The 18,102-nt window shown below is 68.9% G+C and carries 12 protein-coding genes; 4 read left to right on the top strand and 8 right to left on the bottom strand.

The features are described 5' to 3' along the window. Positions 1–34: 34 nt before the first annotated feature. Together SPHME3_RS0102685 and SPHME3_RS0102680 are read right to left on the bottom strand one after the other, a co-directional pair. A complete protein-coding gene (locus tag SPHME3_RS0102685) occupies positions 35–532 on the bottom strand; it encodes a hypothetical protein (protein WP_018250504.1) in 498 nt (165 codons plus the stop codon). A 322-nt stretch (positions 533–854) separates the two neighbouring features. Further along, positions 855–2,012 carry an IS110 family RNA-guided transposase gene (locus SPHME3_RS0102680; RefSeq protein WP_172436192.1) on the bottom strand — a complete coding sequence of 386 codons (1,158 nt, stop codon included), beginning with the start codon at positions 2,010–2,012 and terminating at the stop codon, positions 855–857. Positions 2,013–2,153: 141 nt separating this feature from the next. Between SPHME3_RS0102680 and SPHME3_RS0102675 the strand changes: the two genes are divergently transcribed. After that, on the top strand, positions 2,154–4,061 hold the full coding sequence (locus SPHME3_RS0102675; RefSeq protein WP_017977394.1) for a M61 family metallopeptidase: 1,908 nt from the start codon (positions 2,154–2,156) through the stop codon (positions 4,059–4,061). Between the two features lie 151 nt (positions 4,062–4,212). Here the strand turns inward: SPHME3_RS0102675 and SPHME3_RS0102670 are convergent, their stop codons facing one another. Both SPHME3_RS0102670 and SPHME3_RS0102665 read right to left on the bottom strand, forming a co-directional pair. Continuing rightward, a complete protein-coding gene (locus SPHME3_RS0102670) occupies positions 4,213–5,919 on the bottom strand; it encodes a cation acetate symporter (RefSeq protein WP_017977395.1) in 1,707 nt (568 codons plus the stop codon). After that, entirely contained in the window at positions 5,916–6,227 is a 312-nt protein-coding gene (locus tag SPHME3_RS0102665; RefSeq protein ID WP_017977396.1) for a DUF485 domain-containing protein, read from the bottom strand. The genes SPHME3_RS0102670 and SPHME3_RS0102665 overlap by 4 nt, the downstream gene beginning before the upstream one ends. 685 nt (positions 6,228–6,912) lie before the next feature. Between SPHME3_RS0102665 and SPHME3_RS0102660 the strand changes: the two genes are divergently transcribed. The 3 genes from SPHME3_RS0102660 to SPHME3_RS0102650 all read left to right on the top strand — a co-directional run bounded on the left by SPHME3_RS0102660 (position 6,913) and on the right by SPHME3_RS0102650 (position 11,296). Continuing rightward, positions 6,913–7,659, top strand: a complete 747-nt coding sequence (locus SPHME3_RS0102660; RefSeq protein ID WP_017977397.1) for an AcvB/VirJ family lysyl-phosphatidylglycerol hydrolase — start codon at positions 6,913–6,915, stop codon at positions 7,657–7,659. Next, positions 7,656–10,262: a bifunctional lysylphosphatidylglycerol flippase/synthetase MprF gene (gene mprF, locus SPHME3_RS0102655; protein WP_017977398.1), complete on the top strand. Its 2,607-nt coding sequence runs from the start codon at positions 7,656–7,658 to the stop codon at positions 10,260–10,262. Before SPHME3_RS0102660 ends, mprF begins: the two co-directional genes overlap by 4 nt. A 161-nt stretch (positions 10,263–10,423) precedes the next feature. Beyond that, positions 10,424–11,296, top strand: a complete 873-nt coding sequence (locus SPHME3_RS0102650) for an HpcH/HpaI aldolase/citrate lyase family protein (RefSeq protein ID WP_017977399.1) — start codon at positions 10,424–10,426, stop codon at positions 11,294–11,296. Positions 11,297–11,405: 109 nt separating this feature from the next. Here the strand turns inward: SPHME3_RS0102650 and SPHME3_RS0102645 are convergent, their stop codons facing one another. The 4 genes from SPHME3_RS0102645 to SPHME3_RS0102630 all read right to left on the bottom strand — a co-directional run bounded on the left by SPHME3_RS0102645 (position 11,406) and on the right by SPHME3_RS0102630 (position 18,084). Further along, positions 11,406–13,499 (bottom strand): ATP-binding protein, encoded by a 2,094-nt coding sequence (locus SPHME3_RS0102645; RefSeq protein ID WP_017977400.1) that lies wholly within the window; start codon positions 13,497–13,499, stop codon positions 11,406–11,408. 84 nt (positions 13,500–13,583) lie between these two features. Next, complete coding sequence (locus SPHME3_RS0102640) at positions 13,584–15,278, bottom strand: efflux transporter outer membrane subunit (protein ID WP_018250540.1); 1,695 nt, start codon at positions 15,276–15,278, stop codon at positions 13,584–13,586. Beyond that, positions 15,278–16,429 (bottom strand): HlyD family secretion protein, encoded by a 1,152-nt coding sequence (locus SPHME3_RS0102635; RefSeq protein ID WP_017977402.1) that lies wholly within the window; start codon positions 16,427–16,429, stop codon positions 15,278–15,280. The genes SPHME3_RS0102640 and SPHME3_RS0102635 overlap by 1 nt, the downstream gene beginning before the upstream one ends. Beyond that, a complete protein-coding gene (locus SPHME3_RS0102630) occupies positions 16,429–18,084 on the bottom strand; it encodes an efflux MFS transporter permease (RefSeq protein WP_017977403.1) in 1,656 nt (551 codons plus the stop codon). The genes SPHME3_RS0102635 and SPHME3_RS0102630 overlap by 1 nt, the downstream gene beginning before the upstream one ends. Between the last annotated feature and the right edge of the window lie 18 nt (positions 18,085–18,102).

The raw sequence follows: 18,102 nt of genomic DNA, 5'->3' as shown, positions 1-18,102 counted from the left end.
CGGTAGAGCGTGCAGCCTCTTTCCTTCCGCACAATCATATCTGTTCTACCTTGCCGGTTCGGCTGCCAGCCGCAGCAATGAACCAAAACAGCGCGCCTGCAATAGCGCCTAATAGGGCAATTTGGCCGACGTAGTAGAAGTTCATCAGCCATCCGTAAGCAGTCAAAGATCCGTCGATGACGGTTGATCGTCCATCAATGCTCGCATTATCCGGTCGACTTATTAACGCGAGCACGAGCCAGGGAAGAGCGGCGACCACTGCACCAGTCGCAGCGCAGTTGATGATTGTCGCATTGACGTGTCGGCGTAACATGAAGAACGCCGGGAGCCCGATGATAAAGGCTGGAGGGTAAGCGCCAAACACGGCAAATGCCACAGCGCTCCGCCAGATCCGTTCGAGCGGATCGGTGATGCCCTCATATGCTGGCATAGCAATAGCCATCAACAAGGCGGCTGCGCCCGGGACCACTACAAAGGCGAGGATCACCCGCCAAATTGAAGGATAGGTGCGCTTGGCTCGTGCGGCGTACATGACGCCAGCTTATCGCTTTGTCGTCGCCATTCCAGATCAATCGTCAGGAATGGTCAGAGCGTCAGGCCATGGTCGTCCTCCTCAATTTCTGGATCACTGGCCTGAGCCTGTTGCAACAAGCGTCCCGGTGACCGGTCCGCTCTAACCTCACATCCGGTCGCCGCTCGTGCGCGGCTGCACCACAATCCCGCTTGCGTCGGGTCTGGCTCAGGAGACGGGACCAACCTTTTTTTCGGCATCTGAAGCCAACAGGGACCTCCGGTCCGTCCACCTGGATCCGGCAGGGACGATGCCCTGCGGGAACTCGTATCGGGTTACGTGCTCATGCGGCCTTCAGCAGCGCGCCTGCGGGCACCACGCCGGCCGAGACGAACTGCCACAGCGCGATCAGCAGCTTGCGTGCGACTGCCACGATCATGACCCGCCGCGCGCGACCACCGTTCGCGCCCACCCGCTCCGCGTACCACTTCGTCAGCTCCGAGTCCGGCTGATGACGCAGCCACAGCCAGGCGACCTGGATCATGGTCGTTCGCAACCGCTTGTTGCCCGCCTTGGACACGCCCTGCTCCCGGTCCATGCTGCCGCTTTGCCACGGTGATGGGGCCAGCCCGGCATAGGCGGCGACCTGTCGTCGATTGCTGAAGCTGCGGAAGAACGCTTCTGCGTGCAGCACGCCGGCGAACTCAGGACCGATGCCGCGCAACTGGATGAGCCGGGGACCAGTGTCCGCCTCACCGGCGGCATCCGACCGCGGCTCGAGCAGCGCGTCGCGCTCGGCTTCGACCTGCTTGATCTGGCCGACGACCATCTCCAGCCGGTCCAGCTCGCGCTCGATCTCGCGGCGAACATGCCGGGGCAGCGGTCGTCCATCGCCGGTCACCAGTTCGTCCAGCCGCGCCCGCCGGTCGGCGCGCAGTGGCTCGTAGTCGCCGACCCCTTGCGCGAACAGCAGGCCCTTGATGCGGTTGACGTGCCGCACCCGCTCCACGACCAAAGCCCGCCGCTCGCGCGAGATGCGTCGCCGGTCCTCGTCCTCGACGCTCGGCACCGCCACCATCGCACACACCCGCGGCTCCCCGCGCTTGTAGGCCAGCAGCGTGCGGACCAGCGCCTCGCCGTCGAGCTTGTCCGTCTTGGCGCGCCGGCTGCGTCGTGAAGCGGCAATCGAGGCGGCGTCGACGACGTAGCTCTCGATACCCTCGCGCACCAGGCAGCGGTGTATCCAGAAGCCGTCGAGGCCCGCCTCCTGGATGACGACCAACGGGTACTGCTCGCCCATCCGCGCCTCGGCCTTCGCCTGTAACTGCGCGAACCGCTCCAGGAGTGCCGGCACGTCGCTGCCCTTCACCTGATGCCGCGAGATCCGCTCGCCGCGACCCGGCGACAGCGACGTCACCAGCCAGGTGGAGCGGCTCAGCTCCAGCGACACGAAGATTGCGTTCAGCTGCGTGCTGACGGCGGCATGGCATGAGACGGACACGGGCACGGGCAACCTCCTTCACGACAAAGCGGGAAGGTCAGTCTGCCTCAACCGGCGCCAGCCCGCGCCCATGGGATCTTTTTTGTTGCGCGGGCAAAGCGCGGGCGGGCATCGTCGTCACCGAATAGGGAAGGGTTGGGTATGCGGGCGATGGTGGCGGCAGCGGTATTGGGGGCAGGCGCGCTGGCGATGGCAGGGCCGGCGATGGCCGCGACCGGGGCGCAGACGGCCGACCAGCTCGCGGCGCAGGCGCTGGCGATGCAGCAGGCGGGCGATCCGGGCGAGGCCGCGCCGGTGGCGTATGACGTGTCCTTTCCCAATGCGGTGCATCACGAGGCGCAGGTGACCGCGACGTTCCGCGGCGTGCCGGCGGGGCCGCTGCGCGTGCAGATGGCGCGTTCGTCGCCGGGGCGATATGCGATCCACGAATTCGCGAAGAACGTCTATGCGGTGTCGGCGAAGGATGGGCACGGGCGGCCGCTCGCGCTGACGCGGACTGATCCTTATGGCTGGACGGTGGCGGGCCATGACGGCACCGTGGTCGTCACCTACACGCTGTTCGGCGACTGGGGTGACGGAACCTACGCGCAGATCGATGCTACCCACGCGCATCTCAACATGCCGGCGACCTTCCTGTGGGCGACCGGCTATGACTCCAAGCCGATCCGCGTGCGCTTCCACGCCTTCGACCCCAAATGGCGCGTCGCGACGCAGCTGCCCGCGGGCAAAGCGGAGGGGACGTATTGGGCGCCGAACTTTCAGTATTTCATGGACAGCCCGACCGAGCTCAGCCCCTTTTCGCTGCGCCAGTGGCCGATGACCGACGCGACCGGCAAGACGTATCTGATCCGGCTGGCGGTGCATCACATGGGGACGGAGGCGGAGGTCGACACCTATGCCGCCAAGACGAAGCGGGTGATCGCGCAACATTATGCTCTGTTCGGCCGTGCGCCGCGCTACGATTACGGCACCTATACCTTCATCGCCGACTATATGCCGCAGATCGCGGGCGATGGGATGGAGCATCGCAACTCGACGATCATCACCCAGCCGCGGGGGCTGGCCGAGGCGAATTACGCGCAGCTCAATACGCTGAGCCACGAGTTCGTCCACAGCTGGAACGTCGAGCGGCTGCGCCCGGCCGAGCTGGAGCCGTTCGACTTCACGCGCGCCAATCCGACGCCGAGCCTGTGGTTCGCGGAAGGCTTCACGCAATATTACGGGCCGCTGCTGATCCGTCGCGCGGGCGAGAGCAGCGTCGACGATTTCCTGCGCGGGCTGGGCGGCACGCTGAACGGCGTCGTCAACGGCAGCGGGCGGCGGTATGGCGGGCCGGAGGAGATGAGCCTGCGCGCGCCCTTCGTCGATGCGGCGAAGTCAATCGACCGGACCAACCCCAACATCTTCATTTCCTATTATCCGTATGGCGCCGTCGTGGCGTTGGCGCTCGATCTTCAGCTGCGGCAGCGGTTTCCGGGCGTGACGCTCGACAGCTATATGCGGCATTTGTGGGAGACGCGGGGCGATGCCGAAAAGCCCTATACGCCCGCCGACCTGGAGCGTGGCCTCGCCGAGGTGACGCGCGATCCGGCGTTCGCGAAGGGCTTCTTCGACCGATATGTCCATGCGAGCGGGCTGCCCGATTTCGCGCCGCTGCTGGCCCAGGCGGGGCTGGCGATGCAGCCGCGCGCGCCCGGCGCGGCCTGGGCGGGGTTTGCGCTGAAGGCGGATGAGGGTGGAAGCGGGGTGGCGATCGCCGCTCCGCCCGCGCCGTCTTCGCCGGCCTATGCGGCGGGCCTGGAGGAGGGCGATGTGTTGCTGAGCGTCGGCGGCATGCCCGCCAATTCGGCCGAGGATGTGATGGCGCTGCTCGCCTCGCACAAGCCGGGTGATGCGGTGCCGGTCCGCTATCGCCAGCGTGGGGTCGAGCGGACGGCGACGCTGCGTTTGGCCGTCGATCCCGCGTTCACGGTCGTGCGCGGCGAGACGGTGGGGGCGGCGGTGACGCCGGCGCAGCTGGCGTTCCGCAAGGCGTGGCTGGGGAATTGAGGGGTCACGCGAAGCCGCGAAGACGCGACGATGATGTGTTTGCCGCGATTGCGGCTCTCCATTCGTGTCGAAGGATGAGACAGTGCGCTGCCGCGCACGAGACATCTTCGCGTCTTCGCGTCTTCGCGTCTTCGCGTCTTCGCGTGAACCCTCAGTGCGCCGACGCCCCGCTCGCGCCGATGCCGGTTTCGGCGCGGACGCGCTGGGCGGGATAGCCCCCGCGGTCGATCGCGGCGCGGGGCGAGGTGTCGAGGATCGAGACGAGCCAGATCGTCAGGAAGGCGATCGGCATCGAGATGATCGCGGGCGAGGAATAGGGGAAGATCGCACTCTCGTGGCCGAGGATCGTGACCCATACCGCGGGCGACAGGATGGTGAGCCCCACCGCGAGGACGAGGCCCAGCGTGCCGCCTGCGACGACGCCGCGCGTGGTGGCGCCCGGCCAGAGCAGCGACAGGATCAACACCGGGAAATTGCCCGACGCCGCGACCGCGAAGGCGAGGGAGACCATGAAGGCGACGTTCTGCTTCTGGAACACGATGCCGAGCAGGATCGCGACCGCGGCGAGCACCAGCACGGTGCGGCGCGAGACAGCGAGTTCGGCGGCGCTGTCCGCCTGTCCCTTGCGGAAGACGGTCGCGTAGAGATCGTGGCTGACCGCCGACGCGCCTGACAGGGTGAGGCCGGCGACGACCGCGAGGATGGTGGCGAAGGCAACGGCGGAGATGAACCCCAGGAACAGGTTGCCGCCGACCGCCTGCGCCAGATGGATCGCGGCCATGTTGGTGCCGCCGATCAGCACGCCGTCGCCGTCGAGATAACCGGGGTTGGTCGCGACCAGCACGATCGCGCCGAAGCCAATGATGAAGGTAAGCAGGTAGAAATAGCCGATCCACCCCGTCGCCCACAGCACCGACGTGCGCGCCGCCTTGGCATCGGGGACGGTGAAGAAGCGCATCAGGATGTGCGGCAGGCCGGCGGTGCCGAACATCAGGGCCATGCCGAATGAGATCGCCGACACGGGATCCTTGATGAAATTGCCGGGCCCCATGATCGATCCGCCCTTGGCGGCGGCCTCTGCGGGGGACAGGCCGGTGGCGGCGGCGAGGCCCGTCTTCACCTCGACCGCGCGGGCGAAGAGCGCTTCGGGGCTGAAGCCGAATTGCGCGAGGACCATCAGCGCCATGAAGGTGGCAGACCCCAGCAGCAATACTGCCTTGATGATCTGGACCCAGGTGGTCGCGGTCATGCCGCCGAACAGGACGTACAGTGTCATCAGCACGCCGACGATGCCGACCGCATATTCGTAGCGCAGGCCGAAGAGGAGTTTGATGAGCTGGCCCGCGCCGACCATCTGCGCGATGAGGTAGAAGAGCACGACGACGAGCGTGCTGGTCGCCGCGAAGCTGCGCACCGGGGCTTGCGCGAAGCGGAAGCTGGCGACGTCGGCGAAGGTGTATTTGCCGAGGTTGCGCAGGCGTTCGGCCATCAGGAACAGGATGATCGGCCAGCCGACGAGGAAGCCGATCGAATAGATGAGGCCGTCATAGCCATCGGTGAAGATCTGCGCCGAAATGCCAAGGAAACTGGCGGCGGACATATAGTCGCCGGCGATGGCGAGGCCGTTCTGGAAGCCGGTGATGCCGCCACCCGCGGTGTAGAAATCCGCGGCGGTGCGCGTGCGCCGCGCCGCCCAGCGGGTGATGCCGAGCGTGAAGAGCGCAAAGGCCGCGAACATCGCAATCGCGGTCCAGTTGGTCGGCTGCTGCCGGGTCTGGCCCGCGATGGCGTCGGCATAGGCGGGGCCGGCGGCGAGGAGGAGGGCGCCGACGGCGAACGCTGCGATCCGGCGGCTCATGCGCCATGGTCCGCGTACAGGGCGGCGAGCGCAGCGTCGTAATCGCGATTGGCGCGCGTGACGTAGAGGCCCGTGAGCAGGATCGCGAGCAGGATCAGCGCGAAGCCGATCAGGATACCGAGCGAGGTGACGCCGCCTGCCCTGATCGGCTGGGCGAGGAAGGGCTTGTCGAAGGCGATGAGCGCAACGAAGCCGAAATAGGCGACGAACATGATGGTGGCGAGCATCCAGCCGAAGCGGCCGCGCGCCTGGACGAGCCGTCGGTAGCGGGGATCGCTCGCGATGCGCTGCGCCTGGTCGTCGGTCATCCTGTCCCCCGTTCCCACCCGGCGCGTCGCGGCCGGATCGGTTGCGCTATCATGACGCGGCGACGGCGCGGCGCAAGGGTGGTTGTTGGGGGTGACTGGTGTGTGGTGGGTCGGACGGGGTGCTGCCTTTCTTTCGTCATCCCGGCGCACGCCGGGATCCATGGATGCGGTGTCGCTAACGACTCTCGCGCCACCCTGCATACCGTGACCATGGATCCCGGCGTGCGCCGGGATGACGAATTGGGGGCGTGGCCGTGCCGAGTGTTGCGCGATGGCGGTGTGCTGGTCGCACTCTTCTTCGTCATTCCCGCGTAGGCGGGAATCCAGACTGGCTGGCCTTTCGGGTCTATCGCTGTGGTTCGGAGGTTATGGATTCCCGCCTTCGCGGGAATGACGGGGGTTGTGGGGCCAGGGGTGCTTTTGACACTACTGCCCGCTGCCCGCTGCCCGCTGCCCGCTGCCCGCTGCCCGCTGCCCGCTGCCCGCTGCCCGCTGCCCGCTGCCCGCTGCCCGCTGCCCGTTGCCCGTCGCACGCCGCTTGCCGCTTGCCGCTTGCCGCTTGCCACCTTCCGCCCGCCTACCGACGAAACCCGCGCATCGGGCCGCCCGCCCGCGCTCTCCAAAATGACGAAAACTTCATCTGGTTGCCATGGGGGGGACAGGCCGGTGCGGGCATGTCGATAGGATGGGTTGGTTTGCGTCGCGATCGATACGGCATCATCTTGCCTGGGTGGGCGGGATCGCGCTCGGCGTGGTGGCGGTGATGGCGGGCGTGGCGGCGCTGGCGGGGTTCTTCGATCGCGATCCGGTCGTGTTGCTGCCCGCGGAAGGCACGGCGCGGCCCGTCGCTGCGCTGTATCTGTCGGGCGATATGGGGCTGCGCTTCGGCCCCAATCCCACCACGACCCGCACGCTGGCGGCGAACGGCGTGACCGTCGTCGCGCTGAAATCGCCGACACTGTTCCGCTTTCACCGCACGCGCGGCGAGGTGGACCGGATCGTGGCCGATGCGGTACGGACCGCGCTCGCGCGCAGCGGGGCGTCGCGGATCGTGGTGATCGGGCAATCCTATGGCGCGGACATCCTGGAAACCGGGCTGGCGGCACTGCCGCCGGCGCTGCGCAGCCGCATCGCGGGCGCGGTGCTGGTGGTGCCGGGCGAGAGCGTGTTCTTCCGCGCCGACCCCTCGGGCCTCGGCTATCGCGGCATGCCCGACCATATCGGCGCGGCGTCGCTCGACCGGCTGGACTGGCTGCCGGTGACCTGCATCTACGGCCGCGACGAGCAGGACAGCGCCTGTCCCGACGTCCACCTGCCGCATGCGACGATCATCGCGATGCCCGGCGGGCATTTCCTGGACAATGATCGCAAGGGCCTGTTCGCGCATGTGCTGACCGCGATCCGGCAGGACGTGCCCGGGGCGTTTCGGTGAGCACACCCGCGCACGCGCCGCGCGGCGCGTCTGGCGGCGCGTCCCGGCTCGACCGGTGGCTGGATGCGGGCGGCGCCTTCGTCGCGCGACATCGGCGCGAGCTGGTGATCGCCGCGGTGCTGCTGGTCGCCGCCATCGGGTTCGAGGCGCTGCACCTGGTGCTGCGCGAGGTGCATCTGCGCGACGTGCGCGCGTCGCTGGCGGCGGTGCCCGATACGCGGATCGCCGCGAGCCTGGCGCTGACGGTGACGAGCTATCTGATGCTGACCGGCCTCGACTGGGTCGCGCTGCGCGCGGTGGGCAAGCCGCTGCCGTGGCCAATCGCGGCGGCGGGGTCGTTCACCAGTTACACGCTGAGCCACAATCTGGGGCTGTCGCTGCTGACCGGCGGGTCGGCGCGGTTGCGGCTGTACAGTGCCGCCGGCCTGACCTTCGGCGAGGTGGCGCAGGTGGCGGCGATCTGCGCGATCGCCTTTTGGGCGGGCGTCGCGGGGGCGGCGGGGTTCGGGCTGGTCGTGGGACAGGGCGTGACGCTGGGGCCCGTGACGCTCGATCCCGCCTGGGCGCGGGCGCTGGGCGGCGGCCTGCTGGCGCTGCTCGCGATCCTGCCGGTGCTGCGCGCGCGCGGCGTCGCGATGCTGGGGCCGGAGCGGCTGGGCGTGGCGCTGCCGAGCCTCAGGCAGATGGGCGCGCTGGCGCTGCTGTCGCTCGCCGACCTCAGCGCGGCATCGGCGGCGCTGTTCGTGCTGGTGCCGGGGGCGGCGGCGCACGCCTATCCCGCCTTCGTCGTCGCTTATGCGGTGGCGGTGGTGGTGGCGCTGGTGCTGCACGTGCCGGGGGGCCTCGGCGTGTTCGAGACCATGGTGCTGGCGACGGTGCCGGGCGACCGGCCGGCGCTGTTCGCCGCGCTGCTGCTGTATCGGCTGATCTATTATCTGTTGCCGCTGATGGTCGCGGCGATCGGCATTGCGGCGGCGGAGGGGTGGCGGCTGCGCCATCCGATCCGACGCGGCCTGTCGTATGTCGATCGCGCCGGGCAGTTGCTGGCGCCGACCGCCGTCACCGCCTTGGTGTTCGTCGCGGGCTTCATCCTGCTCGTGTCGGGGGCGCTGCCGGGGGTGAAGGACCGATTGTCCGACCTCGACGACATGCTGCCGCTGCCGTTCATCGAGGGCTCGCACATGGCGGGCAGCCTGATCGGTACGGCGATGCTGCTGGTCGCGCCCGCGCTCAATGCGCGGCTGCGGTCGGGCTTTGCGGCGGCGCGACTGCTGTTGATCGGCGGCGCGCTGTTTTCGCTGATGAAGGGCCTCGATTACGAGGAGGCGGCGCTGCAGCTGATCGTCGCGGGCGTGCTGCAATATTGTAGGGCGAGCTTCTATCGCGAAGGCGGCATCCTGACCGATCGGCCGCACTGGCCGTGGCTGGTCGCTGCTGCGGCGGCGCTGGCGCTGAGCGTCTGGGCGGGGTTCTTCGCGTACAAGCGCACGCCCTATAGCGACGATCTGTGGTGGCATTTCGCGCTGAACGGCAATGCGCCGCGGTTCCTCCGCGCGAGCTTTGCGGCAGGCGTGCTGCTGACCGCGGCGTCGGTGTACCAATTGCTCACCGGCAGCCGGACGAAGAGCCTGCCCGAAAGCGTCATCCCCGAAGACGCGATCGCGGCGGCGCGCGCGGACAGTCCGCGCACCGATGCGGCGCTGGCCTATACCGGCGACAAGAGCTTCATCGTATCGGCGGCGGGCGACGCATTCCTGATGTACCGCGTGCGCGGGCGCAGCTGGGTGGTGATGGGCGATCCCGTCGGGCCGGTCGCGGCGTGGAGCGAGCTCGTCTGGAGCATCCGGCGGGCGTGCGATGCGCGCGCGGGGCGGCTGTGCTTCTACCAGGCGAGCGAGCGGATGCTGCCCTTGTTCGTCGAGCTGGGGCTGCATGCGATCAAATATGGCGAGGAGGCGCATGTGGCGCTGGATCGCTTCACGATCGCGGGGCCGCGCGCGAAATCGCTGCGTCATGCGGTGCGGCGCACCGAGGCGGCGGGGGCGGTCTTCTCGGTCGAACCGGCGCGTGCGGTGCCGGCGTTGATCGAGGACATGCGCGCCGTGTCCGATGCGTGGCTGGCGGCGAAGGCGGGGCGCGAGAAACGGTTCAGCCTGGGCGCGTTCGACCCGGCGTACCTCGCGCGTTTTCCGGTGGCGCTGGTGCGGGTGGAGGGGCGGATCGTCGCCTTCGCGAACATCTGGGTATCGGGTGACGGCGAGGAGGCATCGTGCGACCTGATGCGCCACCATCCCGATGCGCCCTATGGCACGATGGAGATGATGATGGTGCGCCTGATCGAATGGGCGCGCGGGCAGGGCTATGAACGGTTCAACCTGGGCATGGCGCCGCTGTCCGGCATGCCGAGCGGGCGGCTGGCGCCGGTATGGGCGCAGCTGGGCCATGCCCTGTTCGCCAATGGCGAGCGCTTGTACGGCTTTGCGGGGTTGCGTGCGTTCAAGGCGAAATACGGGCCGGACTGGGTGTCGCGCTATATCGCGACGCCGCCGGGCGCGGCGATGCCGCGGGTGTTGATCGATCTCGCACGACTGGTAAGCGCGTAAGGGGTGGTGTGCTTGCCATTATCCCCGTTCGCCCTGAGCCTGTCGAAGGGCGGGTGTCTCATGGCGAGCTGCCCCTCGTGGAACCCCGTGCTTCGACAGGCTCAGCACGAACGGTTTTCGCAACGGTTCTACAGACGGCGTGCGTGCGGTAGGGTCTCCGCATGACCGACGATCCCACAGGCCGCGCGATGCGGCGGCGCAGCGTATTGTTCATGCCGGCTTCCAATCCGCGCGCGATGGCGAAGGCGCGCGATCTGGCGTGCGATGCGGTGATCCTCGACCTGGAGGATGCGGTGGCGCCGGAGGCGAAGGACGTCGCGCGCGCGGCGGCGCTGGCCGTTGCGGCGGAAGGGTTCGGCGGACGTGCCTGCGCGGTACGGATGAACGCGCTCGATACCCCATGGGGCGCGGACGATGCGGCGGCGCTGGCGGCGGCGCCGGGCGTGGCCGCGGTGGTGGTGCCCAAGGTCGGGTCGGCGGCGGATCTTGCGGCGGTGCGCGCGGCGCTGGGCGCGGACGGCCCGCCGATCTGGGCGATGATCGAGACGTGCGGGGCGGTGCTGCGCTTGCCTGAGATCGTCGGCGCGGCGGCGGCGACGCGGACCGAGCTGCTGATCGCAGGCACCAACGATCTGGCCAAGGAAATGCGCTGCCGGGTCGATGGCGGGCGCACTCCGCTGGTGCCCGCGCTGGTGCAGCTGGTGATCGCAAGCCGCGCGGCGGGGCTGGTGGTGCTGGATGGCGTCTACAATGCCTTCCGTGACACGGCAGGCTTTGCAGCGGAGTGCGAGCAGGGCGCGATGCTGGGGTTCGACGGCAAGACGCTGATCCATCCGGTCCAGGTCGAGGCAGCCAATGCGGCGTTCGCGCCCTCGGCAGAGGCGGTGGCCTGGGCGGAGCGCGTGGTCGCGGCGTTCGCGGCACCCGAGGCGGTGGGGAAGGGGGCAATCCCGCTGGACGGCGCGATGGTGGAGCGGCTGCACCTCGCCGAGGCGAAGCGGGTGTTGGCGTTGGTGGACGCGGGAGCGGGGTGATCCCCCGCCGTTCGCCCTGAGCCCGTCGAAGGGCTGCTATCCACCAGCGTGACGTTTGCGGCCACCCGCCCTTCGACAGGCTCAGGGCGAACGGTTGGAGGTGTATGGCCTACCCCGCCAGAATCGTCCGTATCCGATCCGCGATGATGTCCATTGCGAAGGGCTTGGTCATCAGCGCCATATTGGGGCCGAGCGGGCCGTTGCCGATGACGGCATTTTCCGCATAGCCGGTGATGAACAGCACTTTGAGATGCGGCAGCATCTCGATCGCGGCGTCGGCGACCTGGCGGCCGTTCATCTGGCCGGGCAGGCCGACGTCGGTGATGAGCAGGTCGACATGCGCGCCGGTGCCGAGCAGGCGCAGCGCGGAGGGTCCATCGCCCGCCTCCAGCACGACATGGCCCATCTCTTCGAGGATCTCGACCACCAGCATGCGGATCGTCGGTTCGTCGTCGACGACCATGACGCTGTGCCGCCCCTCGACCGGCGCGGCGGCGGTATCGAGCGCGACCGCGCCGTCGTCGTCGCTCGCATCGCCGTAATGGCGGGGCAGATAGATGCACATCGTCGTGCCCTGCCCAACCTCCGAATAGATGCGCACCTGCCCGCCCGACTGGCGCGCGAAGCCGTAGATCATCGAGAGGCCAAGGCCCGTGCCCTCGCCCATCGGCTTGGTGGTGTAAAAGGGGTCGAAGGCGCGCGCCTGCACCTCGGGCGTCATGCCGGTGCCGGTGTCGGTGACGCACACGGACAGATATTGCCCGGGTTCGAGGTCGCGTTCGCGCGCGGAGCGCTGGTCGAGCCAGCGGTTGGCGGTTTCGATCGTGATCCGGCCGCCCTCCGGCATCGCGTCGCGTGCGTTGATGCAAAGGTTCAGGATCGCGTTTTCGAGCTGGTTGGGATCGACCATCGCGGGCCATATGCCCGCCGCGCCGACCACCTCCAGCGTGACGCCGGGGCCGACGGTGCGCTGGATGAGGTCGCTGAGATCGGCGATCAGCCGGTTGACGTCGGTCGGCTTGGGATCGAGCGTCTGACGGCGCGAAAAGGCGAGCAGCCGGTGGGTCAGCGCTGCCGCACGCCGCGTCGCACCGAGCGCAGCGGTGGCGTAGCGATCGAGGTCGCCGATGCGCCCCTGCGCGACGCGCACCTGCATCATCTCGATCGCGCCAGAGATGCCGGTGAGCATGTTGTTGAAATCGTGCGCCAGACCGCCGGTGAGCTGGCCGACCGCCTCCATCTTTTGCGCCTGCCGCAGATGCGCCTCGGCGACCATCAGCGCGTGCGTGCGCTCCTCGACCTGCTGTTCGAGGGAGGCGGTGAGCGCGCCCAATTCCTGTTCGACGCGGCGGCGTTCGGTCGCGTCGCGGGTGCGTTCGGCGACGTCGCGGATGAAGGCGATCTCGTCGGGCAGCCAGGGCCGGGGCACGGCGTTGTTGAGGTAGAGAAGCGCGACGAAATCGCCCCGTTCGGTGATCGGCATGTTGACGAAGGACACAGCGGCCAGGCCCTTCAGCCCCTCGGCCGTGTCACGCGTGCGCGGGTCGTCGTAGACGTTGCCGATCGCGACCGTCTCGCCGCGCTTCAGGTCCTCGATATACGAACCATAATCGCGAAAGTGCAGCAGACCGGGCAAGGGCTGGATGCCGGGCGCGCACCAGGGGCGCGTCGCGACGATCGTTTCGGCCTCCGCGTCGATCGTGCCGTAGCCGCAGCGGCTGACGTCGAACAGGCGACCGAGGATTTCGACCGCGGCAAAGGCGAGGTCGTCGGGATCGCCCGCCGTGCGCAGCCGGTCGTTGAGCTCGACCAGCGCCTGCAGGCGGAGTTCGGCGCTCTTGCGCGCGTCGATGTCGAAGCTGATGCCGGGAAAGCGGATCGCGCGGCCCACATCGTCGAGCTGCGCCTGTCCGCGCGCGGCGACCCAGCGGGCGCGGCCGTCGGGCTGGGTGAGGCGATAGTCGCTTTCGAAGGGCGCACCGCTCGCCAGCGCCTCGGCGATCTCGGCCTGGACGCGGGGCAGATCGTCCGGGTGGATGCCGCCGAAGAAGCGTTCGATCGCCGTGCCGCGGGCCGCGTCGTCGGGATCGACGCCGTACAGGCGGGCGAAGGCGGGGTCGGCGGTGATCCGGTCGGCCACCACGTCCCAGTCCCAGCTGCCGACGCTGGTCGCTCCGGCGATCTGCGGGTCGTTGTGGGGCATAAGCGGCCTGTAACTCATCGAAACGGAAGGATTGTTGGTTAGGAACGCTGCCCCAACGCGTGATGGCGGCAGGCGATCCGACCGTCAGCGCTGCGTCGCCTCGATCGCCTCGCGCGACCAGCCGCCCCCCATCGCCTGGTACAGCTGCGCATAGGCGGTCAGGCGATCGGCGCGCGCCTGCACCAGTGCCAGTTCGGCGGTGAGCAGGCCGCGCTGCGCATCCAGCTGATCGATGTACGACGTATAGCCGGCGCGATAGCGGTTGGTGGCGTTGCGTAGCGCGGCGGCGAGCGCATCCACCTGCAAGCCGAGCGCGGTCGCCTGTTCGCCCGAGCGCTGGACGCCGGCGAGGGCGTTGTCGACCTCCTGGAACGCGACGAGCGCGGTGCGGCGATAGGCGGAGGCGGCCTGGTCGCGGCGCGCGGTCGCGGCATCGCTCTGCGCGCGCAGGCGGCCACCGTCGAAGATCGGCGACAGGATGCTTGCGCCGATCGAGAAGACGCCGATCGGATCGGCGAGCTTGGTCGACAGGACGACGCCCGCGCTGCCGGTGAGCGCGATATTGGGCAGCATCGCCGCGCGGGCGCTGTCGAGGCTGCGGTCGGCGGCGACCAATGTCTGTTCGGCCTGGAACAGGTCCGGGCGGCGGCGCAACAGGTCGGCGGGCAGGCCGTCGGGGATCGGCGGCGGCGTCAGCCGGTCGAGCGGGGCGCCGCGGGGGATCGCGCCGGGGTTCTCGCCGAGCAGCAGCGACAGCGCATTCTCCTGCCGGCTGATCGCGAGCTGCGCGGCGGGGACGAGCTGCTGCGTGGCGCGATATTCCGCCTCCGCCTGATGCAGTTCGAGGTTGGAGGTATAGCCAGCTTCCGCGCGGCGGCGCGCGATGCGGAGCGCTTCGGTGCGCGCAGTGAGCGTCTGTTGCGCGACCGCGAGCCGCTGGTCGAGTGCGCGGAGGGCGATGTAATTGCTGGCGACGCCGCTGGCGATGGCGAGGCGGACGGTGTCGCGCGCGCCTTCGCTGGCGAGCAATTGCGCCTGGGCGGCGCGGCTTGCTGCACGGAGGCGGCCGAACAGGTCGAGATCGTAGCTGGCGGTGATCAGCGGCTGTGCGCCGAGGGCGTCGCTGGGCGTGCCGAACGGGCTGACCGTCTGGCCGGTGGTCGACGGCAGGCTGCCGCCGAGTGTCGGCGTGCGTTGCGCGGCGGCGAGGCGCGCGGCGGCGCGCGCTTCGTCGATGCGCGACGCGGCGAGCGCGAGGTCGACGTTATTGGCCAGCGCGCGCGCGACGAGATCGGTGAGGACGGGGTCGCCGAACGCGTTCCACCAGTCGGCCCGAATGGGTTGGCCCTGGCCGAGCGTGGTGCGCCAGGCCGGGGGCGGGGCGACGGCACTGGCGGCGGGGGCTGGCGGGCGCGGGCCGATGCACGCGGCAAGCGTGGTGGTTGCGGCGAGGGTGGTGAGGGTGCGCGCGAAGACGCGAAGACGCGAAGAGGTTTCGCTTGTTGCGGCGGAGCCGCTTTCATCGTCTGGCGTGATGTCAGGATGGTCACCCGCCCCGAATGCATCATCTCCGCGTCTCCGCGTCTCCGCGTGAACTTTGCTTAGTGGTCGCGCGGGGTTGGCTGATTTGATTCGCGCGGAGACGCGGAGACGCGGAGGGGGTGCGCTCGACGTATCGGCCGATCCTTCCTCTCGGATGTGAGCGATGGAGGGCGGCTTCGCCGCGGGCACGCCCTCTTCGCGTCTTTGCGTCTTCGCGTGAATCTTTATCGTCCGCATCACTTCACCGTCGGGCCGGTGGTGGTGTCGACGCTCGCCTGCACCGACATGCCGGGGCGCAGGCGCTGGATCAGTTGCTGGCCGGGATCGATGCGGATGCGGACGGCGATGCGTTGCGGCACCTTGGTGAAGTTGCCCGTCGCATTGTCGGCCTTCAGCACCGCGAATTCGGATCCGGCGGCGGGCGAGATGCGCTCGACGCGGCCGGTGAGCTTCGCGCCGCCGAGGCCGTCGACGGTGAAGGTCGCGGGCTGGCCCACCGCCATGCGCGCGGTCTGCGCTTCCTTGAAATTGGCGATGACCCAGGTTTCGGGCGGCACCAGGAACATCAGCTGTGAGCCGGCGGTGACGTACTGGCCGACGCGGACGCCGACTTCGGACAGGCGGCCCGCCTCCGGCGCGCGGATGACGGTGTTGGCGAGGTCGATCTGGGCGAGGCGGCGGGCGGCTTCCGCCCCCGACACGCCGGCACGCTGGCCGCCGCGGCCGACCTGGACGGTGCGGATATCCTGCTGCGCGATCTCGCGCGCGGCGCGCGCCTGTTGCACCGCGGCCTGCGCCTGGCGCAGCGCGGCGAGCGTCTGGTCGCGTTCGCGCTGCGAGACGGAGCCGTCGGTGACGAGATCGTTGACGCGGTTCATGTCTGCCTGCGCGCGCATCAGTTGCGCCTCGGCATTGGCGACCGCGGCGGTCTGCGCGGCGAGGCTGGCGGTGCGGCTGCGTTCGGTCTGCTGCGCGTTGGCGAGCGTGGCGTTCTGCGCGTCGACCTGCGCGGTCGCCTGATCGACACGCTGGCGGTAGATGCGGTCGTCGATCTGGACGAGCGGCTGGCCCGCGGTGACGTCGGCGAAGTCGCGGACATAGACCTTGGTGACATAGCCCGACACCTGCGGCGCGATCACCGTCGTGCGCCCGCGGACATAGGCATTGTCGGTCGACTGGTTGCTGGTGGCGAAGGGCGGCAGGCGCCACGCCGCGAGCACCGCGAGCACGCCGCCGATCGCCAGAATCGCGATGACGATCATCGCGGTGCGGCTGGGGGGCTGGGGGCGCCAGCCGGAGCCGGAGGGCGCGCTGGGCGGCGTAACCGCTTCGGCCTGCGCCTCTTCGGTCGCGGGGGTGGAATCCACAGGGTTGCGGATGTCGGTCATCAGGCGGCCTCGACAAGTGCGGCGCGGCGGGCTCGGTACGCGCGGCGGATCAACAGGAAAGCAAGGTAACAGAAGGTGAGCGCGGCGAGCACCGCGATCAGGCGGAAGACGTCGTCATAGGCGAGCACGTTGGCCTCGCGCGTGGTCGTCTGCGACAGGATCGCGCCGCCTTCCGCACTGCGCAGCGCGGGGTCGCCCACCACGCGCGACACCGCCGCGCCGCCTGCCTGCAGGCGCTGTGCGACGATCGGGTCGGTGGGGTCGATGCCCTGGACCAGCGCGGCGCTGTTCGCCTTTTCGCGGATCACCTGATAGCTGCCGAGCAGCGCCGTGCCGGCGAGGCCGCCGATCGAGTTGATCATACCGAACAGTGCGACGAAGCTGATGATATGGCCCGATCCGGCCTGCAGCGCCCGCGTCATGCCGAACAAGAGCGCCGGCCCCAGGAAATAGGTCGCGCCGAACGCGATCATCGCCTGTGTGACGTACAGCTGCGGTGCGCGGGTGAGGCTGGTGGCATGGCTGTCGATGAAGGCGGCGATGGCGACCAGCCCGATCGCGAGCATGATCGGATGCGTCAGGCGCGTCACGTCGAGCGTCACCGCGCTCAGCACCACGCCGGCCGCCGAGGCGAGGAAGATGATCGTGAAGAAGGGGATCAGCTGATCGTTGTTCTGGCCGAGCAACGTCAGCAGGCCGACCGCGGCATAGGTCTGTTCGGAGAGCACGATGCGCGCCATGATCGTGACGATCGTGAAGCGAACGATGTCGGCGCTGCCCAGCCACCGCGTGTTGAGCAGCGGATTGACGCGGTGATGTTCGATGACCAGCGCCGCGCCCAGCATCGGGATGGCGGCGATCAGCGCCCAGCCGATCCACGCGGCATTGGTCCACCAGACGATGCGGCCTTCGCCCAACACCGCCGCGAACAGCGCCATCGCGCCCGCGAACAGGATGAAGGTGAGGAAGTCGAGCGGCTCGAACGCCTTGGATCGCGTCGTGGGCGGCAGGCGGAGGAAGGCGACCGCGGCGAGGCTCAGCAGCGCGAGGCCGAGTTCGAACAGGTACAAAGTGCGCCATTGCGACATGGCGAGCAGATCGGGCGAGAACAGCCGCGCGAGCGGCGTCGCGCATTGCGGAATGCCGATGCCGACGACGACCGCCTTCAGTCGCCAGCGCAGCGGCAGCGCCTGCATCATGTAATAGAGGCACAGGCTGGAGACGGCGGCGCCCGCCATGCCGCTCGCCGCGCGCACCAGGATCGCGGTGTCGAATTCGCGTACGAACAGATGGCCGAGCGTGAAGACGACATAGAGGCTGAGGAAGATCATCGCGAAGGGCCTGAGGCCGAACTGCGCGCGGAACTTGATCAGCAGCAGGTTGATGCTGACGTTGGTCATCACATAGACCGTCGGCAGCCACGCGATCTCGGCGGGATCGAGGCCGAGCGCGCCTTGCAGGGTGTAGGTGTTCGCGGAAATCAGCGCATTGCCGAACCCGCCGGTCAGGCCGAGCAGCACCGCGATGACGCCATAGGCGATGCGATGGCGCAGCTGATGTTCGACCGACCCCGGCGAACCGGGAATCGCCGGAATCTCATGGGGCAGGAAGTCCCAATGTTCCTCTGACAGGAAGCGGCGGAGACGGGCGAACATGGCCTGCCTATAAACCCG

The organism is Sphingomonas melonis DAPP-PG 224 (genome assembly GCF_000379045.1).
Taxonomy (GTDB): Bacteria; Pseudomonadota; Alphaproteobacteria; order Sphingomonadales; family Sphingomonadaceae; genus Sphingomonas; species Sphingomonas aquatilis.
The sequence above is the reverse complement of the archived record's forward strand: the minus strand, read 5'-3'. Positions and strand labels throughout refer to the sequence as shown.

Bases quoted from the DNA above. Each gene is read 5' to 3' on its own strand.
- SPHME3_RS0102685 (WP_018250504.1), bottom strand. From the start codon at position 532: ATGTACGCCGCACGAGCCAAGCGCACCTATCCTTCAATTTGGCGGGTG.
- SPHME3_RS0102675 (WP_017977394.1), top strand. From the start codon at position 2,154: ATGCGGGCGATGGTGGCGGCAGCGGTATTGGGGGCAGGCGCGCTGGCG.
- SPHME3_RS0102670 (WP_017977395.1), bottom strand. From the start codon at position 5,919: ATGAGCCGCCGGATCGCAGCGTTCGCCGTCGGCGCCCTCCTCCTCGCC.
- SPHME3_RS0102665 (WP_017977396.1), bottom strand. From the start codon at position 6,227: ATGACCGACGACCAGGCGCAGCGCATCGCGAGCGATCCCCGCTACCGA.
- SPHME3_RS0102660 (WP_017977397.1), top strand. From the start codon at position 6,913: ATGGGTTGGTTTGCGTCGCGATCGATACGGCATCATCTTGCCTGGGTG.
- SPHME3_RS0102650 (WP_017977399.1), top strand. From the start codon at position 10,424: ATGACCGACGATCCCACAGGCCGCGCGATGCGGCGGCGCAGCGTATTG.
- SPHME3_RS0102645 (WP_017977400.1), bottom strand. From the start codon at position 13,499: ATGCCCCACAACGACCCGCAGATCGCCGGAGCGACCAGCGTCGGCAGC.
- SPHME3_RS0102640 (WP_018250540.1), bottom strand. From the start codon at position 15,278: ATGCGGACGATAAAGATTCACGCGAAGACGCAAAGACGCGAAGAGGGC.
- SPHME3_RS0102635 (WP_017977402.1), bottom strand. From the start codon at position 16,429: ATGACCGACATCCGCAACCCTGTGGATTCCACCCCCGCGACCGAAGAG.
- SPHME3_RS0102630 (WP_017977403.1), bottom strand. From the start codon at position 18,084: ATGTTCGCCCGTCTCCGCCGCTTCCTGTCAGAGGAACATTGGGACTTC.